The sequence below is a fragment of the Streptomyces sp. NPDC002669 genome (assembly GCF_042889165.1).
Classification (GTDB): domain Bacteria; phylum Actinomycetota; class Actinomycetes; order Streptomycetales; family Streptomycetaceae; genus Streptomyces.
The window spans coordinates 15,267-29,382 of the sequence record NZ_JBIAQQ010000052.1; the positions used below are offsets into that span (position 1 = coordinate 15,267).

Below are 14,116 nucleotides of genomic sequence, written 5' to 3' on the forward strand. Positions count from 1 at the left end.
GAAATCTCCCCAACCAGTCTCGATGGTCCGTCGTGTGGTGGTTCGGATTACCAGCCGGCTATGTCGGAGACGACCTGGTAGACGCTCTTGAGGTTGACCATCCGGCCCAGTTCGGCCTGGTCGATCTCGATGTGGAACTCCTTCTCCAGCGACGCGAGGATCTCGATGGCGCGCAGCGAGTCGGCGTCGTGGTCCTCCTTGAAGAGGCTGGTCTCCGTGACGTCCTCGGGCTCGATCTCCAGGATGTCGCAGACGATGTCCTTGATCTTTTCCTGGCGCTCGGCGACGACAGTGCTCACTTGGTTCTCCTCGTTCGGATGTGGTGTCTTGCCAAAACTCCGGCGGCGCCAACACTGGCGCATCTCATGACACTTGGGCAGATCCGGTGCACCTTGTTGCAATGTCCTGGAAAACCGGCACCTTCCAGGAGGCCGGCCGGCCGAGGGCCGGCCCGGCGGGCTCCCGGGGCCGTGCGGCGGGCTCTCAGGCGGCGCTGGACTGCACGTGCCCGTCGCCCGCCCGGCGCGGCCGGGAACGGCGCAGGTCGAGCTGGACGAAGGCACGCTGGAGCCAGCGGTCGCGGCCGTCGTAGCGGGGCCGGAACGCGGTACGGCCGTGCAGGGCCAGCCGGTTGTCGACGTAGGCGAGGTCCCCGGGCTCCAGGATGAGGGTCTTGCGCACCTCGACGAACACCTCGCCGAGCTCCGCCATCGCCCGCTCCGCCCCCGGGTCCAGCGCCTCGGTGCTCGTGAAGTCGACCTTCACGTCGGGGTCCTCCGGGTCGCCGCTGAGGATTCCGTGCGGCTCGGGCAGCGACTGGAGGTCGCCGAACGAGGCGGGGGGCGCGGTGACGAAGCGCGGCTCGTGGAGCACCCGGCGGGTCTCCTCGGAGAGCAGCGGCAGGGCGTTGCGGATGGAGGCGATCCGCAGACCGGCGACGTTGTCGTGGTCGTTGCGCAGGCACATCAGGCCGACGAGGTCGGGGCGCAGCGGGTGGAAGGCGTTCTCCACGTGCATGGTCAGCTGGGTCGCGCCCGCGTTGCCCTGGAAGTCCTCCATGCCCGGGACCGGCACCACGTCCTGCACCAGGGCGCCGCCCTTCTCCTCGCGGAAGGCCATCAGCTCGCCGAGCTGGAGGGAGATGAGGGCGAGCACGGAGGCGGGCAGGGTGCTCGTGCGCTGCACGGAGCCGGGCTTGCCGGGCGTGTCCGGAAGGGACTCGGGGGCCACCGGGAGGTTGCGCAGGAGCAGCATCGCGTCGGCTCCGGGGTCGCGCACGAACCGGCGCAGCGTCTGCCGCAGCCTGACCGGGAGGAGCGCCGAGAGGTCCCTGGCCGAATCGATCCAGAACCGGTCGTCCACCGCACGCGGCTGGATTCCGCTGACGTGGGAGGCGACTATCTCCAGCTCGGTCTTCTCTTCCTCTGTGAGGACGATGCCGGTCTTGCGGTCCAGCACGTTTCCGACGTCGACAGACATGAAACTCCTCGTCTCCGGGAGGTGGCTCGGGAAAGGGGGCCGCGCTGCCGGCGAGCCGTCCGGCGCCGTCATCAGCCTGACAAGCGGTGGGCGCCGTGGGGCTCGCGTTGCAGCAACTGGCAAGATTCGAAAGGGGTTCGGGAGGGAAGAGGGACGCGCGGCCCGTGATCGGGGGCCTTCGGCCGGACGGTCCGGCAGGCCCTCAGAGCAGCCCCATCTGGGCGGCGCGGACGCCGGCCTGGAAGCGGCTGCGGGCGTCGAGGCCGAGCATGGTGGACGCGACGTCGTTGCGCACGGTGCGCACGCTGACCCCGATGCGGCGGGCGATCGCGTCGTCGGTGAGGCCGTCGGCGAGCAGCCGCAGGATCTGTTCGCGGCGCGGCCGGGTCGGCGGGGCGGGTACGGAGGACAGCGCCTGGCGGACCTCCATGCTGCTGTCCCACAGCCGTCGGGCGAGCTTCTTCAGGGAGTCGAGCGCGGTGCCGCCGCGTAGCACCCGGGCGCCGCCGCTCTCGTCGAACAGGACGCCCACCGCCCCGTCTATGACGACCGCGCGGGTGGGGACGTGCGGCAGGGTGCAGGGGGCCGCGCCCTGGCCGCCGAGCCAGCGCGCGTGCTCGACGACGGCGGGCAGGTGGAGGAAGGAGGCGCCCCATACCTGGCGGAGCGTGGCGTCGCGGCGCAGGACCGCGTCGGCCACGTGACGGGAGAACTCGAAGGAGCCCGGGCAGTGTTCGGGCACCAGCATGACCACTTCGCGGCGCACCGTGGTGGCCAGCCGCTCCACGAGGGCCGACGCCTCGTCCACGCTGCCGGTCTCCACCGGTTCGGCGATCCGGTCCGCGGCCCGTTCGTGCAGGGCGATCAGCCGCTCCACCGCGACCGCTCCGGGCAGCCCGCTGCCCTGGGCGTCCTGGAACCTGCGGGTGGCGAGCGCCGGCAGGGCGAGGGACGGTTCGACGGCGCGTATGGCCTGGTCGTCGTCGGCCGAGGCCGCCACGAGACCTTCCTCGCGCAGGCCCTCGATGACGCGGCCCAGCGACTCCTCGCTCACGTCGAGCACACCGCACAGCTCCGACATGCGCCACCGGCGGCGACGCAGCAGCATTCGGTAGACGAACTCGGTCTGCCGGTCAAGTCCTATGGCCCGCTCTCGTTCCATTCCTGCCTGCCCCCGTGAAAAATCATGAAACTGCAAAGGCGCGTACCCGTACATGAATGGAGCCTCCCCGAAGGTGCACGAAAACGCCCTGCACAGGACCTCGTCAGCGAATGGAAAATACGCAATCGCCGATTCGAGACACGCCGCATCCCCGGGTGACCCGAGAATGCGGGAGACGGGACCTCACCCATTGCCGGATCGTTCCGCAGCGGGTGGGTCGCAACTTATTCGCCGACAATGGCCTGCCGGTGCGAATTCATGCCCCATGTCTATCCGGTGCGGCCGGGGAGAGGCAATGGCGGCTACAGGAAGCTGCCATGGGAGGAGGTTTCAACGCGCGAGTCCCGCACCTAGCTGCACCGCCGCGTCGACCACGGCAGCACCATGCCGCCGTCCGGGGGTCCTGCCGAGCCGGGCGACGGGGCCCGAGACGCACACCGCGGCCACCACCCGGCCGCCGGGGCCGCGCACGGGAACGGCCACCGAGGCGGTCTCCCAGTCGCGCGTGCCGACGGTCTGCGCCCAGCCCTGCCGGCGCACACAGGTGAGGGTGGCCGCGGTGAAGCGCGCCCCGCGCAGGCTCAGGTAGAGGTTCTCCGGCGTCTCCCAGGCCACCAGCACCTGGGCGGCGGCCCCGGACTTCATCGGCAGGGCGGCCCCGAGCGGCACCTCCTCGCGCGGGCCGCTCCCCTCCACGGCGGCCACGCAGACCCGCAGGTCACCATGGCGGCGGTAGAGCCGGGCGCTGGCCCCGGTCCGGTCGCGCAGCGAGGTCAGTACGGGCCCGGCCGAGGCGACGAGCCGGTCCCGGCCGGCCTCCTCCGCCATGTCGCCGAGCCGCGGCCCCAGCACGAACCTGCCGCGCCGGTCCCGGGTGACCAGCCGCAGCCGCTCCAGGGCGGTCGCCAGGCGGTGCACCGTGGGGCGCTTCAGTCCCGTGCGCTCCACCAGCTCCGTGAGGGAGGCGGGCCCCGCCTCCATCACCTCCAGCAGCAGGGATGCCTTGTCCAGGACCCCGACGCCGCTCACCAGTTGCGTCCGTTCGGGAGCTGTGGCGGTCATTCCCGAAACCCCTTTCTCCGGGCATGAAGGAGCTCTTCTGAAGAGCTCGTCGGAAGAAGTTCGGCCGGAGGGTCCGGGCCCGCCGAAAGAGCTCCGGACCCTCGTGCCCCGGCGGCATTCGGGGGGGGGCCGCCGGTCAGTGAGGCTTCGCTTCGAGAGGGAAAGCACTGCACCTGGCGACCATGCAATCCCCCGGGGAAGCCCACGGCAATGGCTCCTACAGGAAGCTGCCAGACGACCGGCAAATGATCACTCACTGTGCTTCCCGGGCCAGGAATATAGAGGAGGGATAGATATCTCTCCAATCCTGTGTGCTACGACCCGCGGGGGAACCGACTCGACAAGGAGGAGACCATGAGTCATGACACTGCGCCCGATCTGGCGATGGTGTCGGAGGGGGAGTTCCAGACCCGGCCGCGGCGGGAGGAACCGGACTGGACGGACGCGCAGATGTACGCGCGGGCGGTGAACACGTCCTGTCTGGAACCGTGGCTCGCGGAACGCGCCACCAGTCTGGGCGACCTCTCCGTCGCCGACGACCAGGGCATGCGGTGGGCCAGCCTGCTGGCCGCCTTCATCGACGGCATGAACAGCACCCCGCTGCCGCCCGAGCGCGAGAACTGATCAGCGCTGTGTCCATGAGTGCCGGAGAGCCGAAGGGCCGAGTCGTCCGGTACTCATGGACACAACGACGACCACGGCCACGGGCACGACAGGGGCCACGGGCACGACGACGGCCATGAGCACGACGACGGCCAGGGGCGCGAGGCCCGCCGGGTGACCTCCGGCCGGGCCGCCGCGCCCCGGCGGGGCCCGCCCCGGCAGTCCCTCAGCGGGCGAGCAGCCTGACCAGCGGGGAGCACCGGTACGTGCAGGGCCCCGTGTCCGGGCCGTACCCGGCGTCGACCTCCAGCAGCCACACCTCCGCCAGCGCGTCCAGCGCCGTCTGGGTCCGCTCCTCGGACCACCCCAGGTGTTCCGCCGCCTCCGCCGCGGTGAAGGGGCCGGGGGCCGCGCGGGCCAGCACCCGCAGCACCGGACGCAGCCCCGGTTCGAGCTGGAGGACGCTGGTGCGCAGCGCGGCGCGCAGGTCGAGGCTGCCCTCGGACCACTCCTCGTGGCGCGCCTGCCCCTCCCCCGGATCCAGCCGGTCCACCAGCCGGGCCACGGGCCACTGCGGCCGGGCCGCGAGCCGGGCCGCGCAGATCCGCAGGGCCAGCGGCAGCCCGTCGCACAGTTCCACCAGGCGCCCGGCCGCCTCGGGTTCGGCGGCGAGCCGGGCCGTGCCGACGACCGACTCGATCAGCTGCCGGGCCGCCGCGTCGTCGAGCCGGCCGACCGGCACCGCCCGCACCCCTTCCAGCGAGGCCATCGCGCTGCGGCTGGTGATCAGCATCCGGCAGCCCTCGCCGCTGGCCAGCAGCGGGCGCACCTGCCGGTCGTCCACCGCGTTGTCGAGCACGACCAGGACCCGCCGGCGCGACAGCACGCTGCGGTACAGCTGGGCCCGCTCGTCCAGGGTCTCGGGCAGGTCGCCCCGTACCGGGATCAGTGCCCGCAGGAACGAACCGAGCACGTCCAGCGGGTTCTTGGGACTTCCGTCCTCCCGGCGCAGGTCGATGTAGAGCTGCCCCTGCCGGAAGTCGTCCCGGCAGACGTGCCCGGCGCGCACGGCCAGCACGGACTTCCCGGCCCCGGCCGCGCCGGTCAGCACCACACCTCGGTGGGGGCCGCCGGAACCGCGCAACCCCTCCAGCACCTCGGCCAGTTCGGCGCCGTGCCCGACGAAGTCGGTGGTGTCCATCGGCAGCATGGCCGGCACCAGTCCGGTCCAGGGGCTCGGCGCCGCGTTGCTGGCGACCGTGAGCGCCTCGGCGGCGACGGGCGCGGCCAGCTCCTCCAGCAGCACCGACCGGTGCAGTTCGCGCAGGGCGGGCCCCGGGTCCACCCCCAGCTCCTGCTGGAGGACCTGGCGGCCCTGCTCGTACACCCGCAGCGCGTCCATCTGCCGGCCGCAGCGGTACAGGGCGGTCATCAGGTGCCCGCGCAGCGACTCCCGGGTGGGGTGCTCCGCGACCAGCCGGGTCAGTTCGGGCAGCGCCCGGCTGTGCCGCCCAAGTTCGAGCTCGGCCTCGATGCGGTTCTCGACCACGGTCAGCCGGGACTCCTCCAGGGCGGGCAGCTCGGCACGGGCCAGGAACTCGGTCACGTCCGACAGGGCGGGCCCGCTCCACAGCTCCAGTGCCGTGCCCAGGCAGGCGGACGCCTCCTCGTAACGGTTGTTCAGCAGGTCGTCGCGGCCCTGCTCGGCGAGTTGCCGGAACACGTCCCAGTCGAACCAGGCGTCGCCCAGCGCCAGATGGTAGCCCCGGTGCTTGCGCGCCAGCCGCAGCTCGGGGCCGCAGATCCGGCGCAGCCGCGAGATGTACGTGTAGAGCTGGGCCGACCGGGTGGCGGGGGGCGCGGCGTCCCACAGCAGTTCGCTGAGCCACAGGTCGGAGACGAACCGGCCGGGAGAGATGAGGAGGGCCGCGAGGACCGTGCGTTGTTTGGCGGCGGTCAGCGGAATGCGCACCCCGGACGCCCACATCTCGGTGGGCCCGAGAATCCTGAACTCCAGTTCGGATCCGGTGCCTTGTCCGAGCGTCATTCAGCAGACCACCCGCCCGCAGGAGGCAGGGATCACGTGTCCGACGCCTCGCCCAGGCGCAGTGCCGCGTCGATGACCGCGCTGCCGTACTCCCGGGCCGGCTCGTCGGTGATCAGCCCGACCGGGCCGGACAGGCAGAGCGCGGCGACGACCCGGCCGCCCGGCCCGCGCACCGGGGCGGTCAGTTCGGCGGAGCCCCGGCCCCGTTCCCCGAAGCTCTGGGCCCAGCCCCGGCGGCGCACCCCGGCGAGCACGGTGGCGGTGAAGCGGGCGCCCACCAGTCCCCGGTACAGCGCGTCCGGCTCCTCCCAGGCCAGCAGCACCTGGGCGACCGACCCGGAGCGCATCGGGAAGGCCGTGCCCACCGGCACCGTGGCGGCGATGTCCGACGAGGTCTCTGCGGCGGCCACGCACAGCACGCGGTCCTCGCACCGGCGGTAGAGCCGGGCGCTGGCCCCGGTCCGGTCGCGCAGTCCCGTCAGCACGGGGCCGGCCAGCGCCAGCATGCGGTCGCCGTGCTCGACGACCGCCATCTCGCTCAGCCTGGGCCCCAGCAGGAAACGGCCCCGCGCGTCGCGGGTGACCAGCCGCAGCCGTTGCAGCGCCAGGGCCAGCCGGTGCGCGGTGGGGCGGGTCAGCCCCGTGACGCGCACGATCCGCGACACCGAGGCCGGGCCGTCCTCCAGCACGCTCAGCAGCAGCGACGCCTTGTCCAGTACGGCGACCCCGCTGTCGTGGTCGAGGACGGACGACGCGGGGGACGGGGAGGACGGGGAGAGCGACATGGTCATCGGGCACCGGCCAGGGATCCGCCGATGGCCCCGATCAGCGCGTCGCGCCGGTCCGCGAGATAGAAGTGCCCGCCGGGGAACACCTGTTGGTCGTACCCGTGGGGCGCGACGTCGGCCCAGGCCGACATCTCGGCCTCGGTGATCGAGGGGTCCCGGTCGCCGACGTAACCGCGCACCGGGCAGCCCACCGGGACGGCGGGGCGCGGCCCGTAGGTGCCCACGATCGTGAAGTCGGCGCGGATCGCGGGCAGCACCATGGCGCGCAGCGCGGGATCGTCCAGCGGGACCCCCTCCGTGCCGCCGAGCCGGTGGACCTCGGCGACCAGCGCGTCGTCGTCCTCCCGGTACAGCGAGGTGGGGGTGAGGCGGTGCGGTGCCTTCCGGCTCGACACGTGGAGCCCGGCGGGGCGCACCGAGTGCCGCGCCTCCAGCCGGAGCGCCACCTCGTAGGCCAGCGAGGCGCCCATGCTGTGGCCGAAGAGCGACAGCGGCAGGTCCAGGAACGGCAGCAGGGCCTCGGTGACCGCGTCCGCCAGCTCGTCCATCCGGAGCACGAAGGGTTCGTCGATCCGGACGTGGCGTCCGGGGTAGCGGGCCACCAACACCTCGGTGTCCTCGCCGAACGCCCTTCCCCAGCGGTGGAAGTACGCGGCGGAGCCGCCCGCGTGCGGCAGGATCAGCACCCGTCCGCGCGGGGCCACCGCTTCGTATCTGCGGAACCATCCGCTGTCGATGCCGGACTTCATCCCTCTTCGCACCTCGCGTCGGCGGTACATCAAACGGTCCGCGGCCCGGGGGCCGTCCCGTGGTCCCGGGTGGGCGCACGGGACAGCCCTCGGGGCGGATCCGAATCAACAAACCTGTTCTATTACCCGGGTTCCGCACCCGACAACCGGAACTACAGGAAGCTGCCAGTACCGGACGCGCGGATGCCGTCCGGCGACACGTGTGCACGGCGCCGGACGGTGTCCGCGAAGGGGCGGCCGCGCCGCACGGGCGCGGCCGCGGGGAGCGGCGGGATGCCCTCCCTCAGGTTCCCGGTGTGTCGATGGAGCCGAGTAACCCCAGTTCCGCCGCCCGCACCCCGGCCTGGAAACGTGAGGTGGCACCGAGCAGCGTCATGATCTCGGCGACGTACCTGCGGTAGGTGCGCACGGAGACCGTGAGTTCGCGCGCGGCCACCTCGTCGGTCACTCCGGCCCGCAGCGCCCCCAGGATCTGCCGCGCGAGCTCGGCGCGCGAGTGGTCCCCGAAGGCTATGTGCCCGTCGGCGGGAACGGCGTTGCGCCAGACCCCCTCATAGAGGGTGTTGAGCGTGCGGATGACATCGGGGACACGGATGAGCGAGGCCCTGCGGCCGGTGGGCGACTCGGCCGAGACCAGGCCGACCGTCCCGTCGACGATGAGCCCCTGGAGGGGTGGTACCCGCGCCACCCGTACCTCGGCGGGCCGCTCCCGGGCGCGTTGGGCCCGGACGAAATCCTCGTCGATCATGACCGGCGTGCACAGCAGCCGGATGTGGATCGTGTCCGGCACCGCGCGGAGCAGTTCGTGCAGCGCGCGTTTGGACTCGGCGCCGCAGCTCGGCCCCGCGGCCAGCACGACATCGATGCTCGTACGCGCCTGGCGCACCAGTTTGCGCGCCTCGGCGACGATCGCTTCCTTGCTGTCGTCCACGGCGGTGATCAGCTGATCCCACGAGACACGGTCCCGGTGCTGCTCCACCGTCATCTCGATCATCGCCCGGACCTCCAGCAGGGCCCGCTCTATGGCGTCGGCGTGCGGCTCGCTCCCCGGGACCCTGCCCGGTCGTGCCCCACGGACCTCCGGCCCCGCCGTCGGCGGCTCTCCTGTCGCCTCGACCTGTTCCCGGTCCCGCTCCTTCGTTCTGTCCTCGGCCGGTATCGACCACGTCTCCGATGTCCTGCTCATCCCCGTTGCCCCCGATGTTTTCTGCACTTCGGAGTTACTGCGTCATGCGATCGTTCAGCACCGTTCCAGCAACCCCAGTTCCACAGCGCGCACACCCGCCTGGAAGCGGGAGTTCGCCCCGAGTTCACGCATGATCTCCGCGACGTGCCGTCGGTACGTACGCAGGGACACATCTATCTCGCGGGCGGCGACATCGTCGGTGTGTCCCTCCCGCAGCTTCTCCAGGATCCGGCGCGCGAGAGCGGTGCGCAGGCTGCGGTCCAGGCGGAGCTCGTCGGCGAGGGGACGGGCACTCGTCCACGTCCCGGCGAAGAGCAGATCGAGCGCGCCGACGGCGGCCGGATCGGTGATGATCGCGGCATGCCTGGCGCCCGTCTCGGCACCCGACTGCACCAGGGCGGTCCGGCCGTCGACGATCAGCGCCTCGCGCAACTCGCCCTTCGTGATGCGGATCTCCAGGTTCGCCGCGCCGAACGCGTCACCGAAGTTCGACGGCAGGTGGAGTGCGCCGCCGGCGGCCAGCAGCCGCACGGCGAGCCGCCCCCGGTCGCCGCGGTCCGCCGGGGCCGGCGCCATGTCCGCGACGGACGCCGCGAGGGCGGAGCAGACCGCGGCGGAGTGCGCCCGGTCCCCCGTCACCGCGACATGGGCCGAGTAGCGCGCGCCCGCCATCAGCTGCCTGATCGCCTCGCCGATCGACCTGTCGTCGGCCCGTACCACCAGCGACGCGCCACCGGGTCTCTGCCGGTGCAAGGACACCGAGGATTCGATCAGAGCACGGGCCTGCAGGAGCGCCCGCTCCACGTAATCCGTGTGTTCCAGGTCTTCCGGAGCATCCGCCACCATACTCATTTCGGCCACCCGTCCCCTACTGCGCTGTCCCGGGATGCCAGTTGACCTCGTCAGATTTCATCCGCCTCATGGAAGACCCTCAACCCGGATAAGGTTGAATCGGAAGCCAATTAACACAAACCCGAGCAACACATATACGCCACGATCAACTTGACCCGACATTAGATCGCCAGGTGTGAACCAGTCAACGGCGGTCCAGTCCAAGCGGATCGGAAGGGTCCGCACGATCCCCCTTCTCCACCCGGTCGAGGGCCCCTCCTCGGGAAAATGTCAGCAAGCTGCACCCCGGGCCCGAAATCACAGGGCCCGCCCTCCAGTTACGCTGCGGTATGAAACTGTTCAACTCCGGAGCGGAGTCGTCGCTGTCCCATAGCGGTCACCGTTTCACCTGGAATGGGGGCGCGGCCTAGGCTCGCCCCGTGACCGAGCCCCTCGCCCCCACCGCATCCGAAGCACTCGTCCACTGGTGGCATATTCCGGGCGGGCGACCCGATCCGGCCGCTCTCGAACTGCTCGACGCCGGCGAGCGCGAGCGCCTGGGCCGCATCAGCCATCCCGGCCAGGCGACCCAGTTCGTCGGCAGTCGCGCGGGGGCCCGGCACGTACTGGCCCGGCTACTTCAGGTCAGTCCCCGCGAGATCAGGTTTGGGCGCGAATCCTGCCCGGAATGCGGCAGTTCGCAACACGGTCCGCCGATCGTCGCGCACCCCGCGACCCCCTTCCGGATCAGCCTTTCGCACTCCGGCGGGTGTTGCCTGTTCGCGGTCGCCCGGTTCCCGGTCGGGGTCGACGTGGAGGGCGTACGGGAGATGGACACCGAAGAACTGGGACATGTCGCCCTCACCCCGGCCGAACGACGGCACATTCGCGCCCTGCCGCCCGGACCGGCACGCCACCGGGCCTTCCTGCGCTGCTGGACCCGCAAGGAGGCGGTGCTGAAGGCCGTCGGCACCGGCATCGCGGGCGACCTGTCCACCATCGAGACCCACCCCGGCTCCCCCGGCTCCGCGACGGTGACGGCGGGCGTCCCCGGCACCCCCGGGGCCTGGACCGTGACCGACCTCGACACGCCCGGGAAGTGGGTTGCAACCGCGGCGCTGCCTTCGCACGTCCCTGTGACCGTGACACTCCGACGACTACCGGCGGTTCCGCTTTCAATTTCTTCGATTTCCGACCAATGAAACAGCCCCGGGCCTTCCAGGGTCTCGACCAATGGCACGGCCCGGTATGCGGCGCGCGATCCGCATACCGGGTTCCGTAATGTCTCGTTCCTCGGGCGTACGACAGAAAATCACCCCGACGACGACCGCAGTCATCGTTCGCGGGAAGGATTGATGCGGAACTTCTCCGCTCCTTGCCCCATGGGCAATGGAGCGGAGCGCAATCAATTCACCCGATCGTTTTCTCTGCGGGGAATTGAAGATCGATACGGGTTACGCAATTAATTTTCCGTCCGGTTACCGGATGGCGCGAACCGGCATGAAGGACACGGTCCGGATCGGGACCGGCCACGGACGGGGCCGTAGCGGGGCCGAAAACGCACCGGCCGCGGAGCGGACCGGGAGCGCGGCGGGTCTCGTCGGGACCTCATCGAGGCCGGCCGCGGGCCGGACGCGGCCCACGGCCGGCGGCGGGAGCGCGGTGCGGCCGCACCGCAGTCGCTCAGACCAGCGCGCCGGATGCCTTGAGGTCGTCGAAGAGCAGCTGGTCGACCGGCGGGACGAGCGGCCGGTCGGCGTAGGAGAACCAGGCCATCTCCTCGATCTCGTTGCTGACGGCCAGCGTCCCGCGGTAGTCCCCGGTGTAGCAGCTCATCCGCACCACCACACCGTCCGGGTGGCCGTGCGCCTGCGCCTCGTACGTCCCCATGTGCGACACCGTGGCCGGAAGGATGGCCACATCCAGCTCCTCCTCGACCTCACGGAGCAGGGTCTCCAGGTCGGTCTCCCGCCCCTCCCGCTTCCCGCCCGGGATGTAGAAGACGTCCTTCCCCCGCGAACGTGCGCAGAGGATCCTGCCGTTCTCCACCCGCACCCATGCCACCGTGTCGATCAGGCCCGACATCACTCCGCCTTCGTTCGTGCACCACTTGGCCGGACAGGACCCTAACGGGGCGGGAACGCGCCGCACGAACGGGACCGGGTCGCACGGACGGGGCGCGGGCAGAAGCGACCCACGGGCGGGTACGAGGCGGGCCGCCGACCGGGGCGCGAGTGGGCGCGGCACCCGGGCGGGCCCGGGACGCCGACCGGGGCGCGGGGCGCGGGCGGGATCGCGGCGCGCGAATCGGGGCGCAGGGCGCGGACCGGGGCACGGCGCGCGGGAACGCGGCGGCAGGCGGCCGGTGGGCGGCCCGGTACGCGAACGGCCCCCGCCGTCACACGCCCCGCCGCGCGCCGGAGCGCACCACCCCCGCCTCGCTACGGCCGGTCGCCCTGCCCGATGCGTTCCACCCAGTAGAGCTGTTTGTGTCCGCGTTCATCGAGCTTGTCGGCCATCTTCTGGGCTTCGCCCTGTGTGGCATATCTGCCGACGCGATAGCGATTGCCGTTGTCGTCCTGCCGTATCACCAGCCATGGGAGCACGGCACTGCTGTCGCTCATCGCTCCCCTCCCGAGCATTGCACCCCTCCCTCGAACGGCATGCACGTCTCCAAAGATCCCCAGGAATCCGCAGTACGCATATGCCTGACCCTACGCCTGACCTTCACTCAACGGATACGGAATTACACAAAGAGGTACCGAATCGGCCAGCAAGAAGGGGCGCATCCGACCGGATGCGCCCCTTGGAGGTCGAAACACCCCCTCCCTACCCCAGCCGCCCCGTTCCGCCCGACGGGAGGAGCGGGACATGACAAGCCGGAACGAAGGGCGACGGTGTCCCCCTCACCGGAACCGACCACCCGCTCGCCCGGACCGGCCGACACGCCGCCGGAACCGCCCGCCCCGCACCGCTCCCGCCGCGCACGGTCACCTGACCGGGAGGTGGTAGGCGATCCGGAAGCGGTCGGCGGGCACCACCACGTCCGCCGTCTCGACCGGGCGACCCGAGGCGTAGTACGTCCGCTCGATCACCATCACCACGTGTCCCGGCACACCACCGAGCGCCAGGAGCTCCTCCGCCAGCCCCGGGCGCGCGCCGACCTGCTCGGCCACGTTGTCCACGACGACGTCGATCGCAGCCATCCGCTCGACCACCCCGCAGCCGCCCAGGGGCCCCTCCTCCGGCAGCATCACCGGCGTGCGCCCCGTCACGGCGAGCGGCTCCCAGGAGGTCGAGAGCATCATCGGCTCCCCCGCCTCCCGGAAGGTGTACCTCGTCCGCATCACCCGGTCGCCCGGCTCGATGCCGAGGCGTTCGGCGACCTCCGCACTCGCCCCCTCCTGCTCGCTGCGGGACTCCCACGTCCCGCGCACCCCCTCCGCCGTCTGCTCCTGACGGAACGGACTGGCGCCGGTGGCCGACCGGTAGCCGGAGCGGGCGATCCGCCGCGGCACGGGACGCTCGCGCACATACGTGCCGGAGCCCGAGCGCCCCTCCACCAGCCCCTCGGCCATCAGCACCTTGCGCGCCTCCAGCGCGACGGTGTCCGAGACTCCGTACTCCTCGCGGATACGGGCCTGCGAAGGCAGGCGCGTATGCGGCGGCAGCAAACCGTTGACGATCTTCTCCCTCAGATCGCTTGCAACGCGCAGATACGCGGGCTGCTCACCGAAAGTCACAGGCCACTCCCAACAGGTTGACAGTCTGCGACAGCCTGACAACCGTCGGTTGTGGACCGCAAGCACAGGCCAAAGATTCACCCGATGTGATGATTCGCAGCCCACCCATGCATATCCGGCCGTCGGCCACCAGAAGGATCTCGGCCCTTCTCGATCCTCCCGCCCCTTCCTTCCCACCCCCCGTTTCCCGCAATCCCCCGCCCCTCGCCCCGGCCGCAGGACCGGCGGACGGGCCCCGGTCGACGGCGGGCCGATGAGCGCCGTCGAGCGGGGCCCGTGGCACCGGAAGCGGTCCCGCCGGGGGCCGTGGCGGAAAACGCGGCGGGGGGGGGGGGGGGGGGGGGGGGGGGGGGGGGGGGGGCGGGGGGGCGGCCGGGGGGGGCGGGGGGGCGGGGGCGCGGGGGGCGGGGGGGGGGGCGGGCGCCCGGGCGGGGGGGGGGCGCGCGGGCGCGGGCGGGGGGGGCGG

Annotated in this window: 14 protein-coding genes; 2 read left to right on the forward strand and 12 right to left on the reverse strand. The window is 71.7% G+C overall.

What is annotated here, in order from left to right:
• Positions 1 to 47 precede the first annotated feature (47 nt).
• The 4 genes from ACFYW1_RS38080 to ACFYW1_RS38095 form a co-directional block, all read right to left on the reverse strand.
• Positions 48 to 299: an acyl carrier protein gene (locus ACFYW1_RS38080; RefSeq protein ID WP_148836714.1), complete on the reverse strand. Its 252-nt coding sequence runs from the start codon at positions 297 to 299 to the stop codon at positions 48 to 50.
• Between the two features lie 184 nt (positions 300 to 483).
• Positions 484 to 1,479: a TauD/TfdA family dioxygenase gene (locus ACFYW1_RS38085; RefSeq protein ID WP_389004260.1), complete on the reverse strand. Its 996-nt coding sequence runs from the start codon at positions 1,477 to 1,479 to the stop codon at positions 484 to 486.
• 202 nt (positions 1,480 to 1,681) lie between these two features.
• The gene (locus tag ACFYW1_RS38090; protein ID WP_389004262.1) at positions 1,682 to 2,641 is read right to left on the reverse strand and encodes a helix-turn-helix domain-containing protein; all 960 of its coding nucleotides are present in this window, start codon (positions 2,639 to 2,641) and stop codon (positions 1,682 to 1,684) included.
• A 330-nt stretch (positions 2,642 to 2,971) separates the two neighbouring features.
• The gene (locus ACFYW1_RS38095; RefSeq protein ID WP_389004264.1) at positions 2,972 to 3,703 is read right to left on the reverse strand and encodes an IclR family transcriptional regulator; all 732 of its coding nucleotides are present in this window, start codon (positions 3,701 to 3,703) and stop codon (positions 2,972 to 2,974) included.
• Between the two features lie 354 nt (positions 3,704 to 4,057).
• Here ACFYW1_RS38095 and ACFYW1_RS38100 point away from each other — a divergent pair, with 354 nt between their 5' ends.
• Positions 4,058 to 4,327 carry a hypothetical protein gene (locus ACFYW1_RS38100; protein WP_148836711.1) on the forward strand — a complete coding sequence of 90 codons (270 nt, stop codon included), beginning with the start codon at positions 4,058 to 4,060 and terminating at the stop codon, positions 4,325 to 4,327.
• A gap of 205 nt (positions 4,328 to 4,532) precedes the next feature.
• On the opposite strand, the gene ACFYW1_RS38105 is transcribed toward ACFYW1_RS38100, so the two are convergent.
• The 5 genes from ACFYW1_RS38105 to ACFYW1_RS38125 form a co-directional block, all read right to left on the reverse strand.
• On the reverse strand, positions 4,533 to 6,353 hold the full coding sequence (locus ACFYW1_RS38105) for a BTAD domain-containing putative transcriptional regulator (RefSeq protein ID WP_389004267.1): 1,821 nt from the start codon (positions 6,351 to 6,353) through the stop codon (positions 4,533 to 4,535).
• A gap of 32 nt (positions 6,354 to 6,385) precedes the next feature.
• Entirely contained in the window at positions 6,386 to 7,144 is a 759-nt protein-coding gene (locus tag ACFYW1_RS38110) for an IclR family transcriptional regulator (protein ID WP_389004269.1), read from the reverse strand.
• A complete protein-coding gene (locus tag ACFYW1_RS38115; protein ID WP_389004271.1) occupies positions 7,141 to 7,890 on the reverse strand; it encodes a thioesterase II family protein in 750 nt (249 codons plus the stop codon). Before ACFYW1_RS38115 ends, ACFYW1_RS38110 begins: the two co-directional genes overlap by 4 nt.
• Positions 7,891 to 8,173: 283 nt before the next feature.
• Entirely contained in the window at positions 8,174 to 9,076 is a 903-nt protein-coding gene (locus tag ACFYW1_RS38120; protein WP_389004273.1) for a LuxR family transcriptional regulator, read from the reverse strand.
• Positions 9,077 to 9,130: 54 nt separating this feature from the next.
• Entirely contained in the window at positions 9,131 to 9,928 is a 798-nt protein-coding gene (locus ACFYW1_RS38125) for a hypothetical protein (RefSeq protein ID WP_389004275.1), read from the reverse strand.
• 419 nt (positions 9,929 to 10,347) lie between these two features.
• Between ACFYW1_RS38125 and ACFYW1_RS38130 the strand changes: the two genes are divergently transcribed.
• Positions 10,348 to 11,109, forward strand: a complete 762-nt coding sequence (locus ACFYW1_RS38130; protein WP_389004277.1) for a 4'-phosphopantetheinyl transferase family protein — start codon at positions 10,348 to 10,350, stop codon at positions 11,107 to 11,109.
• Between the two features lie 481 nt (positions 11,110 to 11,590).
• On the opposite strand, the gene ACFYW1_RS38135 is transcribed toward ACFYW1_RS38130, so the two are convergent.
• From ACFYW1_RS38135 to ACFYW1_RS38145, 3 genes are all read right to left on the reverse strand, one after another.
• Positions 11,591 to 11,992 (reverse strand): NUDIX domain-containing protein, encoded by a 402-nt coding sequence (locus ACFYW1_RS38135; RefSeq protein ID WP_148836707.1) that lies wholly within the window; start codon positions 11,990 to 11,992, stop codon positions 11,591 to 11,593.
• 356 nt (positions 11,993 to 12,348) lie between these two features.
• Positions 12,349 to 12,549 (reverse strand): SPOR domain-containing protein, encoded by a 201-nt coding sequence (locus ACFYW1_RS38140; RefSeq protein WP_389004280.1) that lies wholly within the window; start codon positions 12,547 to 12,549, stop codon positions 12,349 to 12,351.
• Positions 12,550 to 12,897: 348 nt separating this feature from the next.
• Entirely contained in the window at positions 12,898 to 13,650 is a 753-nt protein-coding gene (locus ACFYW1_RS38145; protein ID WP_389004282.1) for a GntR family transcriptional regulator, read from the reverse strand.
• Positions 13,651 to 14,116: the final 466 nt, after the last annotated feature.

What these genes read in the sequence shown, in the direction of transcription:
- ACFYW1_RS38120 (WP_389004273.1), bottom strand. Translation starts at nt 9,076, where the DNA reads ATGAGCAGGACATCGGAGACGTGGTCGATACCGGCCGAGGACAGAACG.
- ACFYW1_RS38115 (WP_389004271.1), bottom strand. Translation starts at nt 7,890, where the DNA reads ATGAAGTCCGGCATCGACAGCGGATGGTTCCGCAGATACGAAGCGGTG.
- ACFYW1_RS38140 (WP_389004280.1), bottom strand. Translation starts at nt 12,549, where the DNA reads ATGCTCGGGAGGGGAGCGATGAGCGACAGCAGTGCCGTGCTCCCATGG.
- ACFYW1_RS38135 (WP_148836707.1), bottom strand. Translation starts at nt 11,992, where the DNA reads ATGTCGGGCCTGATCGACACGGTGGCATGGGTGCGGGTGGAGAACGGC.
- ACFYW1_RS38125 (WP_389004275.1), bottom strand. Translation starts at nt 9,928, where the DNA reads ATGAGTATGGTGGCGGATGCTCCGGAAGACCTGGAACACACGGATTAC.
- ACFYW1_RS38090 (WP_389004262.1), bottom strand. Translation starts at nt 2,641, where the DNA reads ATGGAACGAGAGCGGGCCATAGGACTTGACCGGCAGACCGAGTTCGTC.
- ACFYW1_RS38110 (WP_389004269.1), bottom strand. Translation starts at nt 7,144, where the DNA reads ATGACCATGTCGCTCTCCCCGTCCTCCCCGTCCCCCGCGTCGTCCGTC.
- ACFYW1_RS38105 (WP_389004267.1), bottom strand. Translation starts at nt 6,353, where the DNA reads ATGACGCTCGGACAAGGCACCGGATCCGAACTGGAGTTCAGGATTCTC.
- ACFYW1_RS38100 (WP_148836711.1), top strand. Translation starts at nt 4,058, where the DNA reads ATGAGTCATGACACTGCGCCCGATCTGGCGATGGTGTCGGAGGGGGAG.
- ACFYW1_RS38095 (WP_389004264.1), bottom strand. Translation starts at nt 3,703, where the DNA reads ATGACCGCCACAGCTCCCGAACGGACGCAACTGGTGAGCGGCGTCGGG.
- ACFYW1_RS38085 (WP_389004260.1), bottom strand. Translation starts at nt 1,479, where the DNA reads ATGTCTGTCGACGTCGGAAACGTGCTGGACCGCAAGACCGGCATCGTC.